The following is a 20,243-nucleotide window of genomic DNA, read 5'->3' on the forward strand; positions in this document are numbered from 1 at the left end:
GTGGACCACATGGAGGAGGGGCCGGCAAGCGCTCGCCGGAGGTGCCCCGTCCATCGGCCGCCTGCAAGGCTGCTATGCAGGCACGGCAGGGCAGGTCACGCCAGCGTTGCTTGAGATTTGAGCATGACGCGATATGGTCCAGCGCAATGCTCAACAACGCGCCGCCCCTGCCTGCAAAAGATGATTCGCCCGCTGGTTCGGGTGCTTCCGCGCGCGGCAGCACGGGTCTTCGCATCGGCCCGCATCGCCTGCCCGGCTCGGTCGTCCTCGCACCGCTCTCCGGCGTGTCGGACGTGCCGTTTCGCCAGCTGGCCCGGCGCTTCGGCGCCTCTCTCGTCTATTCGGAAATGGTGGCGAGCGGCGAGCTGCTGCGCGACAGCGCCGAAAGCCTGCGCCGGGCCATGGCGGACGGGCAGGGGCTCCATGCGGTGCAGCTCGCGGGCCGCGACCCGGACACGATGCGGCAAGCCGCGCGCCTCGTCGCCGACCGCGGCGCGGACATCATCGACATCAATTTCGGCTGCCCGGCCAAGAAGGTCGTCGGCGGGCTTTCGGGTTCCGCCCTGATGCGCGAGCCCGATCTCGCCCTTCGTCTGGTCGAGGCGACGGTGGACGGGGCGGGCGACGTTCCCGTCACCGTGAAGATGCGTCTCGGCTGGGATCACGGCTCGATCAACGCGCCGGACCTCGCGGCGAAATTCGAGGCGGCCGGCGTCAAGCTCGTCACGGTCCATGGGCGAACGCGCATGCAGTTCTACGATGGCCACGCGGACTGGGCCGCGATCTCGGGCGTCAGGAAGGCCGTCTCGATCCCCGTCATCGCCAATGGCGACCTGACGGAGGAAGACCAGTCGGCGCCGATGCGCGCGGCGAGCGGCGCCGACGGCCTGATGATCGGGCGAGGCTCCTACGGCCGCCCCTGGGCGGCGGGCCTTCTGGCGGGCGCCTGCGACGAGCGGGTTCTTTCGAGGGTTCTTCTGGCCGATCTGGTGCGCGAGCATCTCGACGCGATGCTCGACTTCTACGGCACCGCCTCGGGCCTGCGGCAGGCGCGCAAGCATGTCGGCTGGTATCTGGCGCGCGCCGATCGCGTCGCGCCGCTCGACCCGCGCCAGCGCGGCGATCTCATGCGGCTCGAAGACCCGGCCGAACTCCATCGGCGGATCGCGAGCCTTCTCGGCGATCTCACCGCCCTCGACGTCGAAATTCCGCGAATGCCGGACCGGAAGGCCGCCTGATCCGAATGTCCACTGTTTCCCCGACCCCGTCGCACCTCGCCAGCATACTCAACGCCCTGCCGCACCCCGTGGTGGTCGTGGACGAGGAAGACCGCTTCGCCTTCGCCAATTCGGACGCCGAGCAGTTCTTCTCCTGCAGCGTGGACGTCCTGCGCCGTCGCAGCCTCCGCCATTTCGTGCCGTCCGACAGCCCGCTCTTCACGCTGATCGATCAGGTGCGCCGCGACGCCTCCCGCATGAGCGAGTACCGGGTCGATCTCTCCTCGCCCCGGCTCGGCCCCGATCGCATCGTCGACCTGTACGTGTCTGTGATGCCGGAGGAGGCCGGGAAGGTCCTTCTGATGATCCAGCAGCGCTCCATCGCCGACAAGATGGACCGTCAGCTGACGCATCGCTCCGCCGCGCGCTCGGTGACGGGTCTGGCGGCGATGCTCGCGCACGAGATCCGCAATCCGCTCTCCGGCATCAAGGGCGCCGCGCAGCTTCTGGAGACGGATGCGAGCGACGACGACCGCGTGCTCACGCGCCTGATCCAGGAGGAGAGCGACCGCATCGTGAAGCTCGTGGACCGCATGGAGGTCTTCTCCGACCAGCGTCCGGTCGAGCGCTCGGCGGTCAACATCCACTCGGTGCTGGAGCATGTGAAGACGCTGGCGCTCAGCGGCTTTGCGCGCGGCGTGCGCATCCAGGAGATCTACGATCCCTCGCTGCCGGCGGTCTTCGCCAACCGCGACCAGCTGGTGCAGGTGTTCCTGAACCTCCTGAAGAACGCGGCGGAGGCGGTGTCGAACCGGCCGGACGCGGAGATCCGCATGACGACCGCCTTCCGGCCGGGCGTCCGCCTCTCGGTGCCCGGAACGAAGTCCCGCATCACGCTGCCGCTCGAATTCACGGTCGAGGACAACGGACCCGGCGTTCCGGCCGACATCCGCGAGAACATCTTCGATCCCTTCGTGACCACCAAGCCCAACGGTTCGGGCCTCGGCCTCGCGCTCGTGGCCAAGATCGTCGGCGATCACGGCGGGATCATCGAGTGCGATTCCCAACCCGGACAGACGCTGTTCCGCATTCTCATGCCGGCCTGGAGCGGCAGGGACGAAGCGAGCCGAGCCGCACGGCGGAACGGCGCAGAGGAGAATTCCTGACGATGGCGTCCTCTCAGATTCTCGTCGCCGACGACGACGCGGCCATCCGCACCGTCCTGTCGCAGGCGCTGCTGCGCGCCGGCTACGAGGTGCGCGTCACCTCCAACATCGCGACGCTGTGGCGCTGGATCTCGGCGGGCGAGGGCGACCTCGTCATCACCGACGTCCTCATGCCCGACGGCAACGTCTTCGACATGCTGCCGCGCTTCCGCAACTCGCGACCCAATCTGCCGATCGTCGTGATGAGCGCGCAGAACACCTTCATGACGGCGGTGCGCGCGTCCGAAGGCGGGGCCTACGACTACGTTCCCAAGCCCTTCGACCTGTCGAACCTCGTCTCCATCGTGCGCCGCGCGCTCGCCGAGCCGAAGAAGGCGCCGCGCGCGGCCGGCGCCGACGAGGCCGACGCGATGCCGCTCGTCGGCCGCTCGCCGGCCATGCAGGACATCTACCGCGCGCTCGCCCGGATGATGCAGACCGACCTGACGGTGCTCATCACCGGCGAGTCGGGCACCGGCAAGGAGCTCGTCGCGCGCGCGCTCCACGATTACGGACGGCGCCGGAAGGGGCCCTTCGTCGCGATCAACATGGCCGCCATCCCGCGCGACCTGATCGAATCGGAGCTCTTCGGGCACGAGAAGGGCGCCTTCACCGGCGCCCAGGCGCGCACCAGCGGCCGCTTCGAGCAGGCGGAGGGCGGGACGCTCTTCCTCGACGAGATCGGCGACATGCCGATGGAGGCGCAGACGCGGCTCCTGCGCGTCCTCCAGCAGGGCGAATACACCGTCGTCGGCGGGCGCACGACGATCGCGACCGACGTCCGCATCGTGGCGGCGACGAACAAGGACCTGCGCCAGCTCATCCAGCGCGGGCTGTTCCGCGAGGACCTGTTCTACCGGCTGAACGTCGTGCCGCTGCGCCTGCCGCCCTTGCGCGAGCGCGCCGAGGACATTCCCGATCTGGCGCGCCACTTCTTCGCGGCGGTGGAGCGCGAGGGCCTGCCGCGCAAGATCCTGAGCCCCGGCGCGCTGGACGTCATGCGCCGCTACCCCTGGCCGGGCAACGTGCGCGAGCTGGAAAACCTCGTGCGGCGCCTCGCCGCCCTCTATCCGCAGGAGGAGATTTCGGCGGCGCTCGTGGAGCACGAGATCGCGAGCGACATCGCGCGGCCGAGCGGCGGCGAGGGGGAGGAGGGCAAGCCCATCGACCTCTCCGCCGCGGTGGAGCGCTATCTGGCGGACTATTTCAACTCCTTCGGCAACGACCTGCCGCCGCCCGGCCTGCACAGCCGCATCCTGCGCGAGGTGGAGTATCCGCTCGTCGCCGCAGCGCTGGCCGCCACGCGCGGCAACCAGGTGAAGGCCGCCGACCTTCTCGGCGTGAACCGCAACACGCTGCGCAAGAAGATCCGCGATCTCGACGTGATGGTGGTCCGCTCGACCCGCTGAAACGAGGCCCCGACCCGCAGCCGTTGCAATTCTGCCACTAACCGTCTCTAAGGGGCGTCGAGCGGCGGGATGCGGCGGCAGAGCCCCGAGTCCCCGACTTCGGAGGCAGGCCCGCCGGTTCCTCACCACGTCTCGGCAGGCGATGAGCGGGTCATGACGGTTCACCCTGTCCAGAGCGAAGGCGAGATGTCCTTTCCGCAGGAGCGGAAGCGGCACTGGCTCGTGCCCGGCATCCTCGCCGTCGTCGGCGCTCTCGTCACCGGAGCGCTGTCCTTCCTCGTCCTGATGGGGCTTACGCCCATCGACCCGACGGAGACGGTCGTGACGGCCGCCATCGCGGTCAACGGCGCCTTCGTCTTCCTTCTCAGCGCGCTGATCCTGCGCGAGGTCGTTCGGATGGTCCGCGCCCGCGCGCAGGGCAAGGCCGCCTCGCGCCTTCACGTGCGCATCGTCGCGCTCTTCTCGGTCGTCGCCGCGCTGCCGGCGCTTCTCGTCGCCATCGTCGCCGGCATCACGCTCGACCTCGGCCTCGACCGCTGGTTCGAGATGCGCACGCGCGCCATCGTCGATTCCTCGATCTCGGTGGCGCAGGCCTATGTCAACGAGAACGCGCGCAATCTGCAGGGCACGACCCAGCAGATGGCGGAGGACCTGAACGGGCAGCGCCGCCTGTTCGACCTCGACCGCACCGGCTTCCAGCAGCTTCTGACAGAGCAGGCGAGGGGCCGCTCGCTTCTCGGCGCCCAGTTGCTGCGCGAGGACGGCTCGCCCTTCCTGCGCGCCGACGTGCCCGTGGAGCGCGGCCTGCCGGTTCCGCCGGCCGACGCCATGAACAGCGCCCGCGAGGGCAATTTCGTCCTCATTCCGCCGGGCATCACCAATCTCGTCGGCGCCGTGACGCCGCTCGACCGCTTCGACGACGTCTATCTCTACACCGTGCGGGCCGTGGACCCCGACGTCATCGCCACCTACCGGCTGATGCTCGACGTCGACAGCGAATATTCCGCGCTCGAGGCCGGGCGGTTCGGCCTGCAGCTGGCCTTCGCGCTCATCTATCTCGGCATCACGCTCATCGTTCTCCTGTCCGCGATCTGGACCGGCATCGGGGTAGCCGATCGTCTGGTGCGCCCGATCCGGCTCCTGATCGGGGCGGCGGACGAGGTGTCGGGCGGCAATCTCTCGGTGTCCGTCCCGGTGCGCTCCTCGGACGGCGACGTCGGCTCGCTCTCCGACACCTTCAACAACATGATCCGCCAGCTCCGATCGCAGCGCACCGAGCTGGTCAACGCCAAGGACGTGATCGACGAGCGGCGGCGGTTCACCGAGGCCGTGCTCTCGGGCGTCACGGCGGGCGTCGTCGGCGTGAAGAGCGACGGCACGATCTCGATGATGAACCCCTCGGCCGAGCGAATCCTGTCGGTGGACTCGCGGCAGGCCGTCGGCCGCCAGCTCGGCGAGCTCTATCCGCGCATCGCGGAGATCCACCGCGCGGCGCGCCTCTCGCGCAAGGCGGAGTATCAGGAACAGATCAAGCAGCGCGACCGCGTGCTCGACATCCGCGTCACCTCCGAGGGCAGCGACGACGCGACCCATTCGAGCGTCGTCACGCTCGACGACATCACCGATCTCGTGGAAGCGCAGCGCTCCAGCGCCTGGGCGGACGTCGCCCGGCGCATCGCCCACGAGATCAAGAACCCGCTGACCCCGATCCAGCTTTCGGCCGAGCGCATCCGGCGGCGCTACGGCAAGGTCATCGGGACCGACCGCGAGGTCTTCGACCGCTGCGTCGATACCATCGTGCGGCAGGTGGCCGACATCGGCCGGATGGTGGACGAGTTCTCCACCTTCGCCCGCATGCCCAAGCCCAAGATGGAGACGCGCGACCTGCGCGAAGCGTTGCGCGAGGCCGTCTTCATGCGCGAGATGGGCGATCACGGGATCGACTTCGTCAGCGATTTCGACGCGGTGCCGCTCGAAGGCTCCTACGACATCCGCCTTCTCAGCCAGGCCTTCGGCAATCTCGTGAAGAACGCCGTCGAGTCCGTCGAGACGCAGACCGACCGCCGCGGCCGCATCCGCGTCCAGGCGCGCGCCGAAAACGGCATGCACATCATCGAAATCGTCGACAACGGACGCGGATTTCCGCCGGAGGATCGAGAACGCCTGCTGGAGCCCTACATGACGACGCGTGAGAAGGGGACAGGCCTCGGCCTCGCCATCGTGCGCAAGATCGTCGAGGAACACGGCGGGTCGATCGAGCTCGACGACGCACCGGGCGAGGAGGGCGGAGCGCTGGTGCGCGTGCGCCTGCCGGCGGGCGCGAGGGACGATGCGGGTTCGCCCGAACGACAGACGCAGTACACAACGGAACGCATGTGAGGACCGATGGCATCGGACATCCTGATCGTCGATGACGAAGCCGACATCCGCGAGCTGGTCGCGGGCATCCTCGAGGACGAGGGCCACGAGGCGCGCACGGCGGCGAACTCCGACTCCGCGCTGGCGGCGATCGCCGATCGCCTCCCGCGGCTGATCTTCCTCGACATCTGGCTGCAGGGCTCCAAGCTCGACGGGCTGGACCTGCTGGACGCGATCAAGTCGCAGCACCCGGAGGTGCCGGTCGTGATGATCTCGGGCCACGGCAACATCGAGACCGCCGTCTCGGCGATCCGGCGCGGCGCCTACGACTATATCGAGAAGCCCTTCAAGGCGGACCGGCTCGTCATCATCGCCGAGCGCGCGCTGGAGACCTCCAAGCTCAAGCGCGAGGTGGTGGAGCTGCGCCGCCGCTCGTCCGACTTCCCCGAATTCATCGGCAAGTCGCACCCGATGAACCAGCTGCGCGGCGCGATCGAGCGCGTGGCGCCGACCAACAGCCGCGTCATGATCCTCGGGCCCTCGGGCTCCGGCAAGGAGATGGTGGCGCGCGCGATCCACGCCGGCTCGGGGCGCGCCAACGGACCCTTCGTGGCGCTGAACGCGGCGGGCATCACGCCCGAGCGCATGGAGATCGAGCTCTTCGGAACCGAGACCCCGCCGGGGGTGGAGCGCAAGGTCGGCGCCTTCGAGCAGGCGCATGGCGGCGTCCTCTACCTCGACGAGGTGGGCGACATGCCGCGCGAGACGCAGAACAAGATCCTGCGCGTCCTCACCGAGCAGACCTTCGAGCGGGTCGGCGGCACCAAGCGCGTGAAGGTGGACGTTCGCATCATCTCCTCGACCTCGCAGAACCTCGAATCGCTGATGGCGGAGGGCGCGTTCCGCGAGGATCTGTTCCATCGCCTCGCCGTGGTGCCGATCGCGGTTCCGCCTCTCTCGGAGCGCCGCGCCGACATTCCGATGCTGATCGAGGCCTTCATGCAGCAGGTCTACGAACAGACCGGCATCCGGCCCAAGCAGATCAGCGACGAGGCGATGGCGGTCCTCCAGTCCAGCGACTGGCCGGGCAACATCCGGCAGCTGCGCAACAACATCGAGCGGCTGATGATCCTCTCGCGGCAGGGCGAGGGCGAGGTCATCTCCGCCGACATGCTGCCGAGCGAGGTTTCGGAGATGCTGCCGCGCACGCCGAGCCAGGCCGACGGACGCATCATGGCGCTGCCGTTGCGCGACGCGCGCGAGGCCTTCGAGAAGGAGTATCTGGTCGCCCAGATCAACCGTTTCGGGGGCAACATCTCCCGCACGGCCGAGTTCGTGGGGATGGAGCGTTCCGCGCTGCACCGCAAGCTGAAGTCGCTCGGCATCTGAACGGAAGAGCAGCGCGTCCATGAAAATCGTCATCTGCGGCGCCGGCCAGGTCGGCTTCGGCATCGCGCAGCGCCTCGCCGAAGAGGGGCACGACGTCTCCGTCATCGACCATTCCTCCGAGCGCATCCACGCCGTCGGCATGGCGATCGACGCGCGGGCGATCGTCGGCAGCGGCGCGAGCCCGGAGATCCTGGCGGAGGCCGGGATCGAGGACGCGGACATGCTGATCGCGGCGACGCTCCACGACGAGGTGAACATGGTGGCGTGCGAGGTCGCGCACACCTTGTTCTCCGTGCCGACCAAGATTGCGCGCATCCGCTCGCAGGCCTATCTGCGGCCGCACTGGCAGAACCTCTTCTCCGACGACGCGATCCCGATCGACTTCATCATCTCGCCCGAGATCGAGATCGGCGAGACGGTGCTGCGACGCATCGCTCTGCCGGGCGCGGTGGACATCGTCCATTTCGCGGGCGACGCCATCGTCATGCTCGGCATCGAATGCGAGGCGACCTGCCCGATCCTGGACATGCCGCTGCGCGAGATCAGCAAGCGCTATCCGGGACTAAACGCGACGACGGTCGGCATCATGCGCGGCGAAGAGATCGTCATTCCCGACGCCGAGCAGCGGCTGCGCGCAGGCGACATCGCCTATGTGGTCGTCCAGTCCGAGAAGGTCCGTCGCGTGCTGGAGGTCTTCGGCCATGCCGAGCCGCAGGCGGGGCGGATCGTCATCGCCGGCGGCGGCACCGTCGGCCTCTACGTCGCGCGGCAGATCGAGAAGCGGAACATCTCCGCGCGCCTGCGCGTCATCGAGCCGGACGTCGACCGGGCGCGGCTGGCCGCCGAGCGGCTTTCACGAACCGTCGTCCTGAACGGCAGCGCCCTCGACGAGGCGATCCTGCGGCAGGCGGACATCGACGAGGCCGATCTCCTCGTGGCGCTGACGAACGACGACAAGATCAACCTCCTGGCCGGGGTGATGGCGCGCTATCTGGGCTGCCGCTCCACGCTGACGCTCGTCAACGAACCGTCCTTCCGGGCCCTGACCGGCCCGCTCGGCATCGACGCCTTCATCAGCCCGCAATCGATCACCATCTCGCGCATCCTGCAGCATGTGCGGCGCGGGCGCATTCGCGCCGTCCACTCGATTCAGAACGGCCTGGCGGAAATCATCGAGGCCGAGGCCTTGGAGACCTCGCCGCTGGTGGGCCAGCCGCTCGCCAATCTCAACATCTCCCACGAGGTGCGGCTCGGCGCGGTGTTCCGGGACGGACGCTACATCCAGCCCTGCGCGACGACCGAGATCGAGGCCGGCGACCGCGTCGTCATCTTCGCCGAGGCGGGCGCCGTCCGGCAGGTGGAGCAGATGTTCCGCGTCAGCCTCGAGTTCTTCTGAGCGCGATCCCGGCGGATCGCAGGACGCCCCCGCGCTCCTACCCTCGCCTCGCGACGGTGAAACGGCTTGCACAACGCCGGTTCTTCGACCACCTGTAGGACGATCCCTGAACGTCCCGCCGGCAGCGTGCCCCGGGCGTCATGGCACCCAAGAACAGAGAGCCCTTCATGGCCGAACGGACGCAGAACCTTCAGGATGTTTTCCTCAACGCGGTTCGCAAGCAGAAAATTTCCCTCACCATCTTTCTCGTCAACGGCGTCAAGCTGACCGGCATCGTCACGTCGTTCGACAATTTCTGCGTCCTTCTGCGTCGCGACGGGCACTCCCAGCTCGTCTACAAGCACGCGATCTCGACCATCATGCCGGCACAGCCCGTCCAGATGTACGAACCGGACGAGAGCACGGAGCACACCGATTGAACGAACAGACGCGCGGACCGATCGAGCATTCGCAGAGGCGTGAGCGGGCAGGGGTCTTCGTCCCCGTCGTCAAGACTCCCGTCCGAGAGGACGAGGACGGCGAAGTCCTGCCGCGGCGCAGCGGCGACGAACGCTTGATCGAGGCCGTGGGCCTCGCCGGCGCGATCGATCTCGACATCCTCGCCTCCGCGACGATCCCCGTCGCCAAGGCGAGGCCCGCGACGCTGATCGGCGCCGGCAAGGTCGAGGAGCTGAAGGCGCTCGTCGAAGAGCTGGAGCTCGGCCTGATCGTCGTCGATCACGCGCTGACGCCCGTCCAGCAGCGCAATCTGGAGAAGGAGCTGGGCTGCAAGGTCATCGACCGGACCGGCCTGATCCTGGAGATCTTCGGACGACGCGCGCGCACCAAGGAAGGCCGGCTGCAGGTCGATCTCGCCCATCTGAACTACCAGCGCGGCCGGCTCGTGCGATCCTGGACGCATCTCGAGCGCCAGCGCGGCGGCGGCGGCTTCATGGGCGGGCCGGGCGAGACGCAGATCGAGGCCGACCGGCGCCAGCTGCAGGACAAGATCATCCGGCTGGAGAAGGAGCTGGAGGCGGTCCGCCGCACCCGCACGCTCCACCGCGCCAAGCGCAAGAAGGCGCCGCATCCGGTGGTCGCGCTCGTCGGCTACACGAACGCCGGCAAGTCGACGCTGTTCAACACGGTGACCGGGGCCGACGTCCTAGCCAAAGATCTCCTGTTCGCCACGCTCGACCCGACGCTGCGGCGCGTGGCCCTGCCGCGCGGGACGCAGGTGATCTTCTCCGACACGGTCGGCTTCATTTCCGATCTGCCGACGCATCTCGTCGCCGCCTTCCGCGCGACGCTGGAGGAGGTGATCGAAGCCGATCTCGTTCTCCACGTGCGCGACATCGCGGACGCGGATTCGCCCGCACAATCGGCGGACGTGCGGCGGATCCTCGCCGATCTCGACGTCGATGCGGACGACCGGGAGCATGTCGTCGAGGTCTGGAACAAGATCGATCTTCTGGACGAGACCCGGCGCGAGCATCTGATGGAGGCCGAGCAGGCCGGGCAGGGCGTCTTCCCGGTCTCGGCCCTGACCGGCGAAGGCCTGCCGGCGCTCCTCGATCACATCGAATCGCGCATCGCCGGCCATGTCGAAAAATTGCGCCTGGAAGTGCCGGCCGACGGCCAGACGCTTCTCTCCTGGCTCTACGACAACGCCAATGTGCGCGAGAGAGAGGATTTGGAGAACGGCGCGGTGGCGCTCAGCGTCGACATCACCGAGCAGGCCAGCGGCGAACTGCGCCGCATGGGCGAGCGCTATCCCGGCCTGACCTTCGGCTGATCGGCGGCCCGGCGAGGCGTCTCAGACGTCGCGCTTGGCCGCCTGCCACTGCGCTTCCATGCGCTCGAGGCCAGCCTCCGCCAGGGGAACGCCCTCGGCCGCGAGCGCTGCCTCGACCTTCGCGAACCGGCGGCGGAACTTCGCCGCGGTTCCGCGCAAGGCCTGTTCCGGATCGAGTTCGAGCCGGCGGGCCAGATTGACGGCGCAGAACAGGATGTCGCCGAGTTCGTCGGCCTGCGCCTGCCGCGAGCCCGACGCCACCGCCGCCTCGAACTCATCGGTCTCTTCGCGAAGCTTCCCGACGATGGGCTCGATTTCGGTCCAGTCGAACCCGACGGTCGCCGCTTTCATTTGCAGTTTCAGAGACATCGCCATGGCCGGCAGGGCGCCCGGCACCGTGTCGAGCAGGCCGTCCTTGGACGGCGCGGTCGCGGCGGCATCCCATTCGCCGGACCGGCTTGGCTGGCCCGCGCGCGCCGCGCGACGCGCCGAACGCTCGGCCTTTTCCTCCGCCTTGATCCGCTCCCACTGGCCCTTGGCGCTGCGCGCGTCGCGGGCGCTCCGGTCGCCGAAGACGTGCGGATGCCGGCGGATCATCTTGGTGGTGACGGTCTCGACCACGTCGGCGAAATCGAACAGCCCGTCCTCGGAGGCGAGCTGCGCGAAATAGACGACCTGGAGAAGCAGGTCTCCGAGCTCCTCGCGCAGATCCTCCGCGTCGCGTCGCTCGATGGCGTCCACCACCTCGAAGGTTTCCTCGATCGTGTACGGCACGATCGTGTCGAAGCTCTGCTCGACGTCCCACGGACAACCGGTCTGCGGGTCACGAAGCGCGCGCATGATCTCGACGAGCCGCTGAATGTCACGGGACGGCTGCATGGCTTCGAACTCCGATCAGGGCTGACGCGCTCGCTTGTGACGCGACACGACCTCGGTCGTCAAACCCGAGCGACGCGGCCGAGGAGCGCCGTTCGGGCGAAGGGAAGGCGGCGTGCTCGAATGCAGGCCGAGGCCGCTCGGCGGAACAAGACCGCAATCCACGCAAGCGCTTCGGTGTGATAATATACATTATGGAACATACACGAATGAAGTGGTGGTGGGTGGTGGCGTTTCCGGTAGATTGATTCCCGCCTTCCGTCATCTGGAGGAAGTGAATGCGCCGCGTCACGCCGGAACACCGTCGGAGTTCGCCTCGCCGGGCGTCGCTGCGTGCGTGGCTGACGACGAGCCTCGTCGGATGTTTCGTCCTTCACGCAGCTGCTGCCTCCAGCGCCTCACGGGCCGCCCACGATGACGTCGATGCGATCGAACGTTCGCTCGCCGCCATGGTCGAACAACCGGTCTGCCCCGAAAGCCGGATGCGAGTTTTCAGGCCCGGCGATCTGAACACGGATACGATCACGCTGGACGACGGATGCGGCTTCGCGTTCAGGGTTTTCGACCCTGCCGACGAAGGCTACTGCAGCCTGCTCGGCGGTGTCGTCATCCGGCCTGAGCCCCTCGAACCGAACGACCGGGAGCCATTCGCCATCTGGATTGCCGAGAGCATACTGGAGAGCGGCGCCGGCGTTGTCCGGGTGGAAACAAGAGGCAAGCGGATCGACGGCAGCCTTCACCGTTTCGCGATCATCGCGCTGGCGGCAGCCGACGCGAACAACCCCGATACGTGGACCGAATGGGACGTCGGCCTCTCGGCGCATTCCGGCGGCTCGATCGCGCAGTTCGTGGCCATCCCGTATCTCGGGAAGAAGAACGGCGATCCGGCTCCGCTCAGGCCCGATGGAGAGCAGCGGGACCGTCTTCTCCGAAACATGGCGACCGGCTGGTTCGAACTGAACCGACCTCTGCTGATGGACGATCCGGACTGAGGCGCCTTGCCCCGAGCCGCTTTCGCAGGAGGCCTCAGCCGATCCCAGCTTCCAGGACCATTCCATCGAAGGCCGGACGGATATGCGCCGGGAGGCTCTCGCACAGCGTGGCGTAGTCGAGCGGCGTGTGCATATGGGTCAGGACCGCGTTGGGCACGCGCAGGCGCTCGATCCAGTCCAGCGCCTGATCGAGCGAGAGATGGCTCGGGTGCGGCTTGTGCTGGAGCGCGTCGATCACGAGATGGCTGGCGCCTTCGATGGCCTCGACGGCCGAGGCCGGAAAGTCGCTGACATCGGAACAATAGGCGAACGGGCCGACGCGAAAGCCCAGCGAGACGATGCGACCGTGAACCTGCTCGAACGGCCGGAACGGGATCGGCCCGCCGGGTCCGTCGATCGAAAAGTCCCGTCCGGCCTCGACGCGGACGTGGCGCGCGATCGGCGGATAGCTGCTGCCGGGCGGCGTCGCGAAACAGTAGCCGAAGGCCTCGTTCACGCGTTCGAACGTGGGATCGTCCGCATAGACCGGCACGAGCCGCTTCTGCCCGAGGACGAAGGTGCGCAGATCGTCGATGCCATGGATGTGGTCGGCGTGCGGATGGGTCAGGACGGCCGCGTCGAGCCGGGTGACGTTCGCCGACAGCATCTGCTCGCGGAAATCCGGCCCGCAATCGATGACGACGCTGGTCGTTCCGTTCGGACCGACCCGCTCGAACAGAGCCGCGCAGCGGCGGCGCCGGTTCTTCGGCTCGTTCGGGTCGCAGTCGCCCCAGTCGCCGTTCGGGCGCGGAACGCCCGGCGACGAGCCGCAGCCCAGGATCGTGAGCCGCAGCCTGTCCGTCACGGCCGGTCCCGAAGCGGCCGGGGATCGCGCGCCTTGGCGAACAGGCGGAAGAAATTGTCGCTGGTCGCGGTCGCGATCTCGTCCAGCGTCACGCCCTTCACCTTGGCCAGCACCTCGGCAGTCTTGCGCGTGTAGGCCGGCTCGTTGCGCTTGCCCCGGTGGGGCGGCGGCGCCAGGAACGGCGCGTCGGTCTCGACCAGAAGCCGGTCCATCGGGACGGAGGCCGCGATCTCGCGCAGCTCCTCCGACCGGTTGAAGGCGAGAATGCCGGAGAAGGAGATCGTGCCGCCGAGCTCCAGGCCGACTTCAGCCAGGCGCGGCGTCGAGGAGAAGCAGTGGAGAACGAAGGGGAAGGCCCCCTTCCCCGTCTCCTCCCTCAGGATTCTCTCCATGTCCTCGTCCGCGTCCCGCGCATGGATGACGAGCGGAAGGCCCGTGCGGCGCGCGGCCTCGATATGGCGGCGGAACACGATCGCCTGAACGTCTCGCGGCGACTTGTCGTAGTGATAGTCGAGGCCGGCCTCGCCGATCGCGACGATCTTCGGGTGCTCCGACAGACGCACCAGCTCGTCCGCCTCGATCTCCGGCTCGGCCGCCGCATTGTGGGGATGGGTGCCGACCGAGGCGTAGACGTTTTCGTGCGCGCCCGCGATCTCCAGCAACGTCCCGATCCGCGAGACGAAGGTCGAGATGGTGACCACCAGCCCGACGCCCTCCGCCCGCGCCCGCTCCAGCAGGGCGCCGGTTTCGCCCTCGAAGTCGGGAAAGTCGAGATGGCAGTGGCTGTCGACGATGAAGGTCATGCGTTCGGCGCGGCCTCGGCCGTCGGCTCCACGAAGCGCGGGAAGATGCCCTGCGGCGCCGGCATCGGGCGACCGGCCTCCAGCATGCGGCCGGAGGACAGTTCGGCGAAGGTCCGCTCGTTCCCGCCGACGGCGAGGAGGTCGAGGAGCTTTTCCATCGACTGGGGCATGAAGGGCTGCAGCAGGATCGCCACGCGGCGCAGCACCTCCGCCGTCACGTAGAGCACCGTGCCCATGCGCGCGGCGTCCGTCTTGCGCAGCACCCAGGGCTCCTGGGCCGCGAAGTAGCGGTTCGCCTCCGAGACCACCGCGACGATCGCCGCGAGCATGGCGTGCAGCTCCTGCCGGTCGATGGCCGCGCGCGAGCGCTCCACCAGCGCGCCGGCGGCGGCGAGAATCGCGCGGTCGGCGTCGGTCATCTCACCGGGCGTCGGCACCACACCGTCGCAGTTCTTGGCGATCATCGACAGCGAGCGTTGCGCCAGATTGCCGAGATCGTTGGCGAGCTCGGAGTTGATGCGATTGACGATCGCCTCGTGGCTGTAATTGCCGTCCTGGCCGAAGGGCACCTCGCGCAGGAGGAAATAGCGCAGCGGATCGAGCCCGTAGACCTCCGACAGCGCCATCGGATCGATGACGTTGCCGACCGACTTCGACATCTTCTCCCCCTTGTTGAAGAGGAAGCCGTGGACGAAGACGCGCTTGGGGAGCGGCAGCCCGGCCGACATCAGGAAGGCGGGCCAGTAGATCGTATGGAAGCGGACGATGTCCTTGCCGATGACGTGGAGGTTCGCCGGCCAGAAGCCGGCGCGCTCGCCGCCCTCCAGATGCTCGGTGGCGGTCAGATAGTTCGTCAGCGCATCGACCCACACATACATCACATGCGCTTCGTCGCCGGGCACCTTGATGCCCCAGTCGAAGGTCGTGCGGGAGATCGAGAGATCGCGCAGGCCCGAGCGCAGGAAGGACATCACCTCGTTGCGGCGCTCGGCCGGCGCGACGAAGTCCGGGTTCGCCTCGTGGAAGGCCAGAAGCCGCTCCTGGAAGGCGGCGAGGCGGAAGAAGTAGCTTTCCTCCTCGACCCACTCCACCGGCGTGCCCTGCGGCCCGATGCGGGTCCCCTCGCCCGTCACCACCGTCTCGTCTTCGGCGTAGTAGGCCTCGTCGCGGACCGAGTACCAGCCGGAATAGGCGTCCTTGTAGATGTCGCCCGCCGCTTCCATGCGGCGCCAGATCTCCTGCGAGGTCCGCTTGTGGCGCTCCTGCGTGGTGCGGATGAAATCGTCGTTTGAGGCGTTCAGCGCGGCGCCCATGGCCTCGAACGCGTCGGAATTGCGCTTCGCCAGCTCGGCGGGCTCGATGCCCTGTGCCCGCGCCGTCTGCAGCATCTTGATGCCGTGCTCGTCCGTGCCCGTGAGGAACAGGACGTCGTAGCCGTCGAGACGCTTGAACCGTGCGATCACGTCGGTCGCGATCAGCTCGTAGGCGTGGCCGATATGCGGGCGCCCGTTCGGATACGAGATCGCGGTCGTCAGATAAAAGCGTTCGGGCATGATGTCCTGTCTGTCGCATCCGGAGCGCCGCGCCGCGAAGGGCGCCGATGGTCTCGCTCCGATCGGTCGCTTCTGGCGAGATAAAGCATGGCGGGTCCGCGCTCAATGCGCGCGCACGCCGAACCGGTCACGCCGCCCGGTCGTCGCGCTCGCGCACCTGCGCCAGACCGTGGAAGAAGGTGACGAGAAGCTGCTTCCTGTCGAGATTGTAGGCCAGTCCCTCGCGCCAGCGCGCCTGCTCGCTCGACCAGAAGGCGGCGAGCGCCGCGGCCTCGCCCGCATGGCCTGCCGCCTGCCGGTCCTGCGCGTCGCGCGCCAGAAGACGGAAGAGCTCCTCGGACACGAGTTCGAAGGCCGCTTCGCGCCCCTTCATCGCCAGCTGTTCGCCGAGCTTCTGGATCGCGCTCCAGGCCGGCGGCGCGGCGTAGAGCCGTTCGGCCTCGCCCGCGAGTTCCAGACCGCCGCCGAGAAGCATCAGGAGCGCGCGCCGTGCGCTGCCGCCGGCCCGCGAAGCCGCCGCCGCGCGCTCGCGCACACCGGCATCGGGCACGTGCAGCCCGAGGATCCGCTCGACGCCGGCCTCCGGCAGCGGCTGGAGCCGCAGGACGCGGCAGCGCGACCGGATCGTCGGCAGAAGGCGGCCGGGCTGGTGGTTGGTGAGGAGAAACACCGAGCGCGGCGGCGGCTCCTCCAGCATCTTCAGAAGCGCGTTGGCCGCGCTCCGGTTCATGTCGTCCGCCGGATCGACGATCGCGATCCGCCAGCGCCCGCCCGCCGTCGTCTGGAAGAAGTGCGTGAGGCGGCGGATTTCCTCGACGGTGATCTGGGTTCGGAAGCCGCCGCCCCGCTCGGCCGGCGGGCGGGCGATGTGGACGAGGCCGGGATGCCCACCCTGCTCCACCTGACGGCTGACATTCTCCAGCGGCTCGTCCGGCAGTTCGCCGTCGTGTGCCGCCGAAAGCAGCCGCCGCGCGAAGTCGAAGGCGAGCGTCGCCTTGCCGGCGCCCAGCGGCCCCTGAAGAAGCCAGGCGTGATGCAGCCGCTGCGAACGCACGGCCTCCTCGAGCTCGGTCCGCGCCGCTTCGTGCCCGACGAGGGCGCGCGTCTCGGCCGGGGACGGCACGCCGTCGATGTCGTCGTGGCGCTCGAGCGCGACCCGCTGGAAGGCGCTCACGCCACCGGCTCCGACGAACGCTGCCCGATGACCTCGCCGAGCTTGTCGCCCAGGATCCGCGCGACCTCCCGCGCCACCTCGTCCGCCGGACGGCTCGCGTCCACGACGCGGCAGCGCTTCGGATCGGCGGCCGCGATCTCCAGGAATCGCCTCCGCCGCGTCTCGTGGATCTCCACCGCCTCGCCCTCGAACCGGTCGGCCGTCGCCGCGCCGCGTCGCGACGCGGCACGCGCGAGACCGTCGGCGGCCGGCAGATCGAGCACGATGGTCAGATCCGGGCGCAGATCGTCGAGAGCGGCGTCCTCCAAGAGCGTCAGGAACGCAGCGTCGACACCCGCCAGCCCCTGATAGACGCGGGTCGAATCGTGAAAGCGGTCGCAGAGGACGTCGCTCCCGCGCGCCAGCGCGGGTCGGATCAGGGTTTCGACGTGGTCGGCGCGCGCGGCTGCGAAGATCGCGGCCTCCAGTTCCGGTCCGCCGTCGCGCGCCGCACCGGACAGGAGCGCCTCGCGCAGCGCCTCGGCCTTCGGCGAGCCGCCGGGCTCGCGGGTGACGACGACGGACCGCCCGCGCGCCTCGAGGAAGGCACGGGCCTTCGCGATCTGCGTGGTCTTGCCGCTTCCCTCGCCGCCCTCGAAGGTGACGAAGAGCGGCCTTTCGCCTGCCGTCATAGGGCGCGGATCCAGCCGAAGGCGAGTTCCTGCGCCGCGCCGAGCGCGCGCGCGGTGAAGGTCCCTTCCGGCACGTCCTCCGAGGCGAACACGTCCTGAACGATGCTGGGCCGTCCCGCCAGCCTGATCTCCAGCTGCCCGACCCGTTCGCCCGCCGCGATCGGCGCGCGCAGCGGCGCGTCGTACACCACGGCCCCGCTGACGAGCTGGGGCGCGTTGCGCGGCACCATCGCCACGACCTCCCGGTCGGTCCGCACCGCGACGTCGGGCCGCGTGCCGCCGTAAACGAGCGCCCGCCCGACGCTTGCGCCCTCCGCGAAGAGCGAGCGCTGGTCGAACGTCGTCTTGGCCCAGTCCAGCACCCGAGCCGCCTCGCGCGAGCGAACCCGCTCGTCCGCCAGCCCGCCGAGCGCGACGAAGGTCGTGCGACCGTCGCTTTCGGCCGAACCGAGGATCGCGTAGCCCGCGCCTTCCGCAAAGCCGGTCGCCACGCCCGTCGCGCCGATGTTTAGGCCCAGAAGCGGGTTGCGGTTGCGCTGCCGGATTCCGTTCCAGGTGAACTCGGGCTCGGCGAAGAGCGCGTACCAGGCGGGATAGGCGAGGTTCAGATGACGCCCGAGCCGGGCGATATCGCGAGCGGTGATCTGCTGGCCTTCGGCGGGCAGGCCGGTGGCGTTCACGAAGCGGCTGGAGGCCAGGCCGAGCTCGGCCGCGCGCTCGTTCATCGCCTGGACGAAGGCGCCTTCCGTCCCCTCCATCCCCTCCGCGAGAATGATCGCCGCGTCGTTCGCCTGCTGGATCGCGACGCCGCGCACCAGCGCGTCCACCGGAACGTTCGAGCGCACCTCCGCGAACATGGTGGAGGTGCGGGACGGCGCCCCGCCGGTGCGCCAGGCATTCTCGGACACGCGGTAGGCGGTGTCGGGCGACACGAGCCCGGTTTCCAGAGCCCGGAACGCGAGCTCCAGCGTCATGAGCTTGGCGAGAGATGCAGGGGGAAAGGGCTCGTCCGCGCTCTTCTCGAAGAGCACGGCGCCGGTCTCGCCGTCGAGGACGATCGCCTGCAGCGCCGGGGTCTCCAGCACGGTCGCCGGCGGGGTCTGCGCATGGGGGGTGGACGCGGGGAACGCGACGAGGGCGACCGCCAGAACACCCCACGCCATCATGGTTCGGACAGCCATCGGCGGTCCCTCACTTTATTCTCGTCGTCCCGGGAGCGAACCTACAGCATCGATCCGCGAACCGATATCGGCTTTGCGCCGATCGAAGCGGCAAGGGCGACGAAAATCAGTCACGCAGGACGAAGGCGTCCGTCGCTCCGGCCGCCCAGAGCGAACGCAGGGCGGCATCCGCGTCCGCGCCCGGTTCGACGAGGAGAGCCAGCGAGGCGTTCGCTCCGTCGCTGACGAGTTCGCCGGCGGTCTCCGCGAGCGCATGGACGCGCAGCAGGAGATCGACGTCCGTGATCTCGCCGATCTCGATCCGCTCCATCGCCGCCGGCTCGTTTGCCACGAGGTCGGCCAGCGCGCGGAAGGCGCCGCTCTGGACGGCGTTCGGAGCGTAGGACAGGACCGCCTCGCGGCGGGTCGGAAGCGGCACGCCGGCCGGGGCGGAAACGGCCTGTGCCGGTGCCGGCTCAGCCTCCACCGGAGCGCTCGAAGGCGTCGTCGCCCGCACCGCCGCGTTGATGGCGGAGGTCGCCTGCGGACGGGTGTTCGGAACGACCGCCGAACCGCTGTAGGAGATCGTGTTCGTCAAAGACGGCGTCTGCGGCGCGGCCTCGTTCGAGGCGATCATCACGCCCGTCGGCAGACCGTCGCTCGAGGGACCGGGCGTCCCCTGGCGCAGGCTCGCCATCAGCATCGGCTTGTCGTCGCCTTCCAGCGGCGCGCGGCCGAGATACTCGACCTTGACGTCCGTGACGCCGGCATTGCGGAAGCCGAGCACTTCGGCCGCCCGCTGCGAGACGTCGACGACGCGCCCGTGGGCGTAGGGGCCGCGATCGTTGACGCGCACCATCACCGAGCGGCCGTTCGCCTTGTTGGTGACGCGGGCATAGGAGGGCAGCGGGAAGGTCGGGTGCGCGGCCGACAGATGGTACATGTCGTAGACTTCGCCGTTCGCCGTCAGGCGCCCGTGGAAGTTCGAGCCGTACCAGGAAGCGGTTCCGCGGCCGACATAGCCGGGCTCCTCCTTCGGGTAGTACCACTTCCCGCGCACCTGATAGGGCTTGCCGATCTGGTCGCGGCCGCCGCCGCGCGGGACGCGCTTCAGATTGGTGACGCGCGGGCTGACGGGAACGCCGTATTCGGACGACGAGAAGATCGGCGATTCATCGAGAGGGGCGAGTTCGGCATCGGCGACGGTGGAACCGGAGCGGCAGCCCACGAGCGCGACGGCCGCACAGACCACGACACCCGCGCCCAGCATCCGGCGCGACGAGCCAGCCCATCCCCTCATCCATTACCCCCAAGTCGACGAATTCCTGGGGACAGCCCCTCGCCGCCCCACCACTCGCTTCAAAACGTTACTGTGAGGTTAGCGCGACTTTCAAGCCGGACAAGGGAACGAATCGGGACAGG

Annotated in this window: 17 protein-coding genes; 9 read left to right on the forward strand and 8 right to left on the reverse strand. The window is 68.8% G+C overall.

Translation table 11 applies throughout. The annotated features are described in order from the left end of the window. Positions 1-146 precede the first annotated feature (146 nt). From dusB to hflX, 8 genes are all read left to right on the forward strand, one after another. Entirely contained in the window at positions 147-1,238 is a 1,092-nt protein-coding gene (gene dusB / locus AC6R2M_RS08930; RefSeq protein WP_500481307.1) for a tRNA dihydrouridine synthase DusB, read from the forward strand. Between the two features lie 5 nt (positions 1,239-1,243). After that, on the forward strand, positions 1,244-2,383 hold the full coding sequence (locus AC6R2M_RS08935; protein WP_500481309.1) for a two-component system sensor histidine kinase NtrB: 1,140 nt from the start codon (positions 1,244-1,246) through the stop codon (positions 2,381-2,383). A 2-nt stretch (positions 2,384-2,385) separates the two neighbouring features. After that, entirely contained in the window at positions 2,386-3,831 is a 1,446-nt protein-coding gene (gene ntrC / locus AC6R2M_RS08940) for a nitrogen regulation protein NR(I) (protein ID WP_500481311.1), read from the forward strand. Positions 3,832-3,984: 153 nt separating this feature from the next. Further along, the gene (locus AC6R2M_RS08945; RefSeq protein ID WP_500481313.1) at positions 3,985-6,210 is read left to right on the forward strand and encodes a sensor histidine kinase NtrY-like; all 2,226 of its coding nucleotides are present in this window, start codon (positions 3,985-3,987) and stop codon (positions 6,208-6,210) included. A gap of 6 nt (positions 6,211-6,216) precedes the next feature. Further along, positions 6,217-7,578, forward strand: a complete 1,362-nt coding sequence (gene ntrX, locus AC6R2M_RS08950) for a nitrogen assimilation response regulator NtrX (RefSeq protein ID WP_500481315.1) — start codon at positions 6,217-6,219, stop codon at positions 7,576-7,578. 19 nt (positions 7,579-7,597) lie between these two features. Beyond that, on the forward strand, positions 7,598-8,974 hold the full coding sequence (trkA, locus tag AC6R2M_RS08955; RefSeq protein WP_500481317.1) for a Trk system potassium transporter TrkA: 1,377 nt from the start codon (positions 7,598-7,600) through the stop codon (positions 8,972-8,974). Positions 8,975-9,141: 167 nt separating this feature from the next. Next, positions 9,142-9,393, forward strand: coding sequence for an RNA chaperone Hfq (gene hfq / locus AC6R2M_RS08960; RefSeq protein WP_500481319.1), 252 nt, complete (start codon positions 9,142-9,144; stop codon positions 9,391-9,393). Continuing rightward, positions 9,390-10,748, forward strand: a complete 1,359-nt coding sequence (hflX, locus tag AC6R2M_RS08965; protein WP_500481321.1) for a GTPase HflX — start codon at positions 9,390-9,392, stop codon at positions 10,746-10,748. The genes hfq and hflX overlap by 4 nt, the downstream gene beginning before the upstream one ends. 21 nt (positions 10,749-10,769) lie before the next feature. Here hflX and mazG read toward each other — a convergent pair whose 3' ends face one another. Beyond that, entirely contained in the window at positions 10,770-11,627 is an 858-nt protein-coding gene (gene mazG / locus AC6R2M_RS08970; RefSeq protein ID WP_500481323.1) for a nucleoside triphosphate pyrophosphohydrolase, read from the reverse strand. Positions 11,628-11,902: 275 nt separating this feature from the next. Here mazG and AC6R2M_RS08975 point away from each other — a divergent pair, with 275 nt between their 5' ends. Then, positions 11,903-12,616, forward strand: a complete 714-nt coding sequence (locus tag AC6R2M_RS08975) for a hypothetical protein (RefSeq protein ID WP_500481325.1) — start codon at positions 11,903-11,905, stop codon at positions 12,614-12,616. 34 nt (positions 12,617-12,650) lie between these two features. On the opposite strand, the gene AC6R2M_RS08980 is transcribed toward AC6R2M_RS08975, so the two are convergent. The 7 genes from AC6R2M_RS08980 to AC6R2M_RS09010 form a co-directional block, all read right to left on the reverse strand. Then, positions 12,651-13,460, reverse strand: a complete 810-nt coding sequence (locus AC6R2M_RS08980; RefSeq protein ID WP_500481327.1) for an MBL fold metallo-hydrolase — start codon at positions 13,458-13,460, stop codon at positions 12,651-12,653. After that, the gene (locus tag AC6R2M_RS08985; RefSeq protein ID WP_500481329.1) at positions 13,457-14,263 is read right to left on the reverse strand and encodes a TatD family hydrolase; all 807 of its coding nucleotides are present in this window, start codon (positions 14,261-14,263) and stop codon (positions 13,457-13,459) included. Before AC6R2M_RS08985 ends, AC6R2M_RS08980 begins: the two co-directional genes overlap by 4 nt. Continuing rightward, positions 14,260-15,816: a methionine--tRNA ligase gene (gene metG, locus AC6R2M_RS08990; RefSeq protein WP_500481331.1), complete on the reverse strand. Its 1,557-nt coding sequence runs from the start codon at positions 15,814-15,816 to the stop codon at positions 14,260-14,262. Before metG ends, AC6R2M_RS08985 begins: the two co-directional genes overlap by 4 nt. Before the next feature lie 127 nt (positions 15,817-15,943). Beyond that, the gene (locus AC6R2M_RS08995; RefSeq protein WP_500481333.1) at positions 15,944-16,990 is read right to left on the reverse strand and encodes a DNA polymerase III subunit delta'; all 1,047 of its coding nucleotides are present in this window, start codon (positions 16,988-16,990) and stop codon (positions 15,944-15,946) included. Beyond that, positions 16,987-17,661, reverse strand: a complete 675-nt coding sequence (gene tmk, locus AC6R2M_RS09000; protein ID WP_500481335.1) for a dTMP kinase — start codon at positions 17,659-17,661, stop codon at positions 16,987-16,989. Before tmk ends, AC6R2M_RS08995 begins: the two co-directional genes overlap by 4 nt. Then, complete coding sequence (locus AC6R2M_RS09005) at positions 17,658-18,842, reverse strand: D-alanyl-D-alanine carboxypeptidase family protein (protein WP_500481337.1); 1,185 nt, start codon at positions 18,840-18,842, stop codon at positions 17,658-17,660. The genes tmk and AC6R2M_RS09005 overlap by 4 nt, the downstream gene beginning before the upstream one ends. A gap of 106 nt (positions 18,843-18,948) precedes the next feature. Beyond that, positions 18,949-20,121 carry a septal ring lytic transglycosylase RlpA family protein gene (locus tag AC6R2M_RS09010; protein ID WP_500481339.1) on the reverse strand — a complete coding sequence of 391 codons (1,173 nt, stop codon included), beginning with the start codon at positions 20,119-20,121 and terminating at the stop codon, positions 18,949-18,951. Positions 20,122-20,243 lie beyond the last annotated feature (122 nt).

It is taken from the genome of Aureimonas sp. CAS, from assembly GCF_059838215.1.

Excerpts from the sequence above, each read along its gene's own strand:
- AC6R2M_RS08935 (WP_500481309.1), top strand. The coding sequence starts at position 1,244 with ATGTCCACTGTTTCCCCGACCCCGTCGCACCTCGCCAGCATACTCAAC.
- AC6R2M_RS08985 (WP_500481329.1), bottom strand. The coding sequence starts at position 14,263 with ATGACCTTCATCGTCGACAGCCACTGCCATCTCGACTTTCCCGACTTC.
- dusB (WP_500481307.1), top strand. The coding sequence starts at position 147 with ATGCTCAACAACGCGCCGCCCCTGCCTGCAAAAGATGATTCGCCCGCT.
- hfq (WP_500481319.1), top strand. The coding sequence starts at position 9,142 with ATGGCCGAACGGACGCAGAACCTTCAGGATGTTTTCCTCAACGCGGTT.
- trkA (WP_500481317.1), top strand. The coding sequence starts at position 7,598 with ATGAAAATCGTCATCTGCGGCGCCGGCCAGGTCGGCTTCGGCATCGCG.
- mazG (WP_500481323.1), bottom strand. The coding sequence starts at position 11,627 with ATGCAGCCGTCCCGTGACATTCAGCGGCTCGTCGAGATCATGCGCGCG.
- AC6R2M_RS08945 (WP_500481313.1), top strand. The coding sequence starts at position 3,985 with ATGACGGTTCACCCTGTCCAGAGCGAAGGCGAGATGTCCTTTCCGCAG.
- tmk (WP_500481335.1), bottom strand. The coding sequence starts at position 17,661 with ATGACGGCAGGCGAAAGGCCGCTCTTCGTCACCTTCGAGGGCGGCGAG.
- ntrX (WP_500481315.1), top strand. The coding sequence starts at position 6,217 with ATGGCATCGGACATCCTGATCGTCGATGACGAAGCCGACATCCGCGAG.
- AC6R2M_RS08975 (WP_500481325.1), top strand. The coding sequence starts at position 11,903 with ATGCGCCGCGTCACGCCGGAACACCGTCGGAGTTCGCCTCGCCGGGCG.
- AC6R2M_RS09005 (WP_500481337.1), bottom strand. The coding sequence starts at position 18,842 with ATGGCTGTCCGAACCATGATGGCGTGGGGTGTTCTGGCGGTCGCCCTC.
- ntrC (WP_500481311.1), top strand. The coding sequence starts at position 2,386 with ATGGCGTCCTCTCAGATTCTCGTCGCCGACGACGACGCGGCCATCCGC.
- AC6R2M_RS09010 (WP_500481339.1), bottom strand. The coding sequence starts at position 20,121 with ATGAGGGGATGGGCTGGCTCGTCGCGCCGGATGCTGGGCGCGGGTGTC.
- metG (WP_500481331.1), bottom strand. The coding sequence starts at position 15,816 with ATGCCCGAACGCTTTTATCTGACGACCGCGATCTCGTATCCGAACGGG.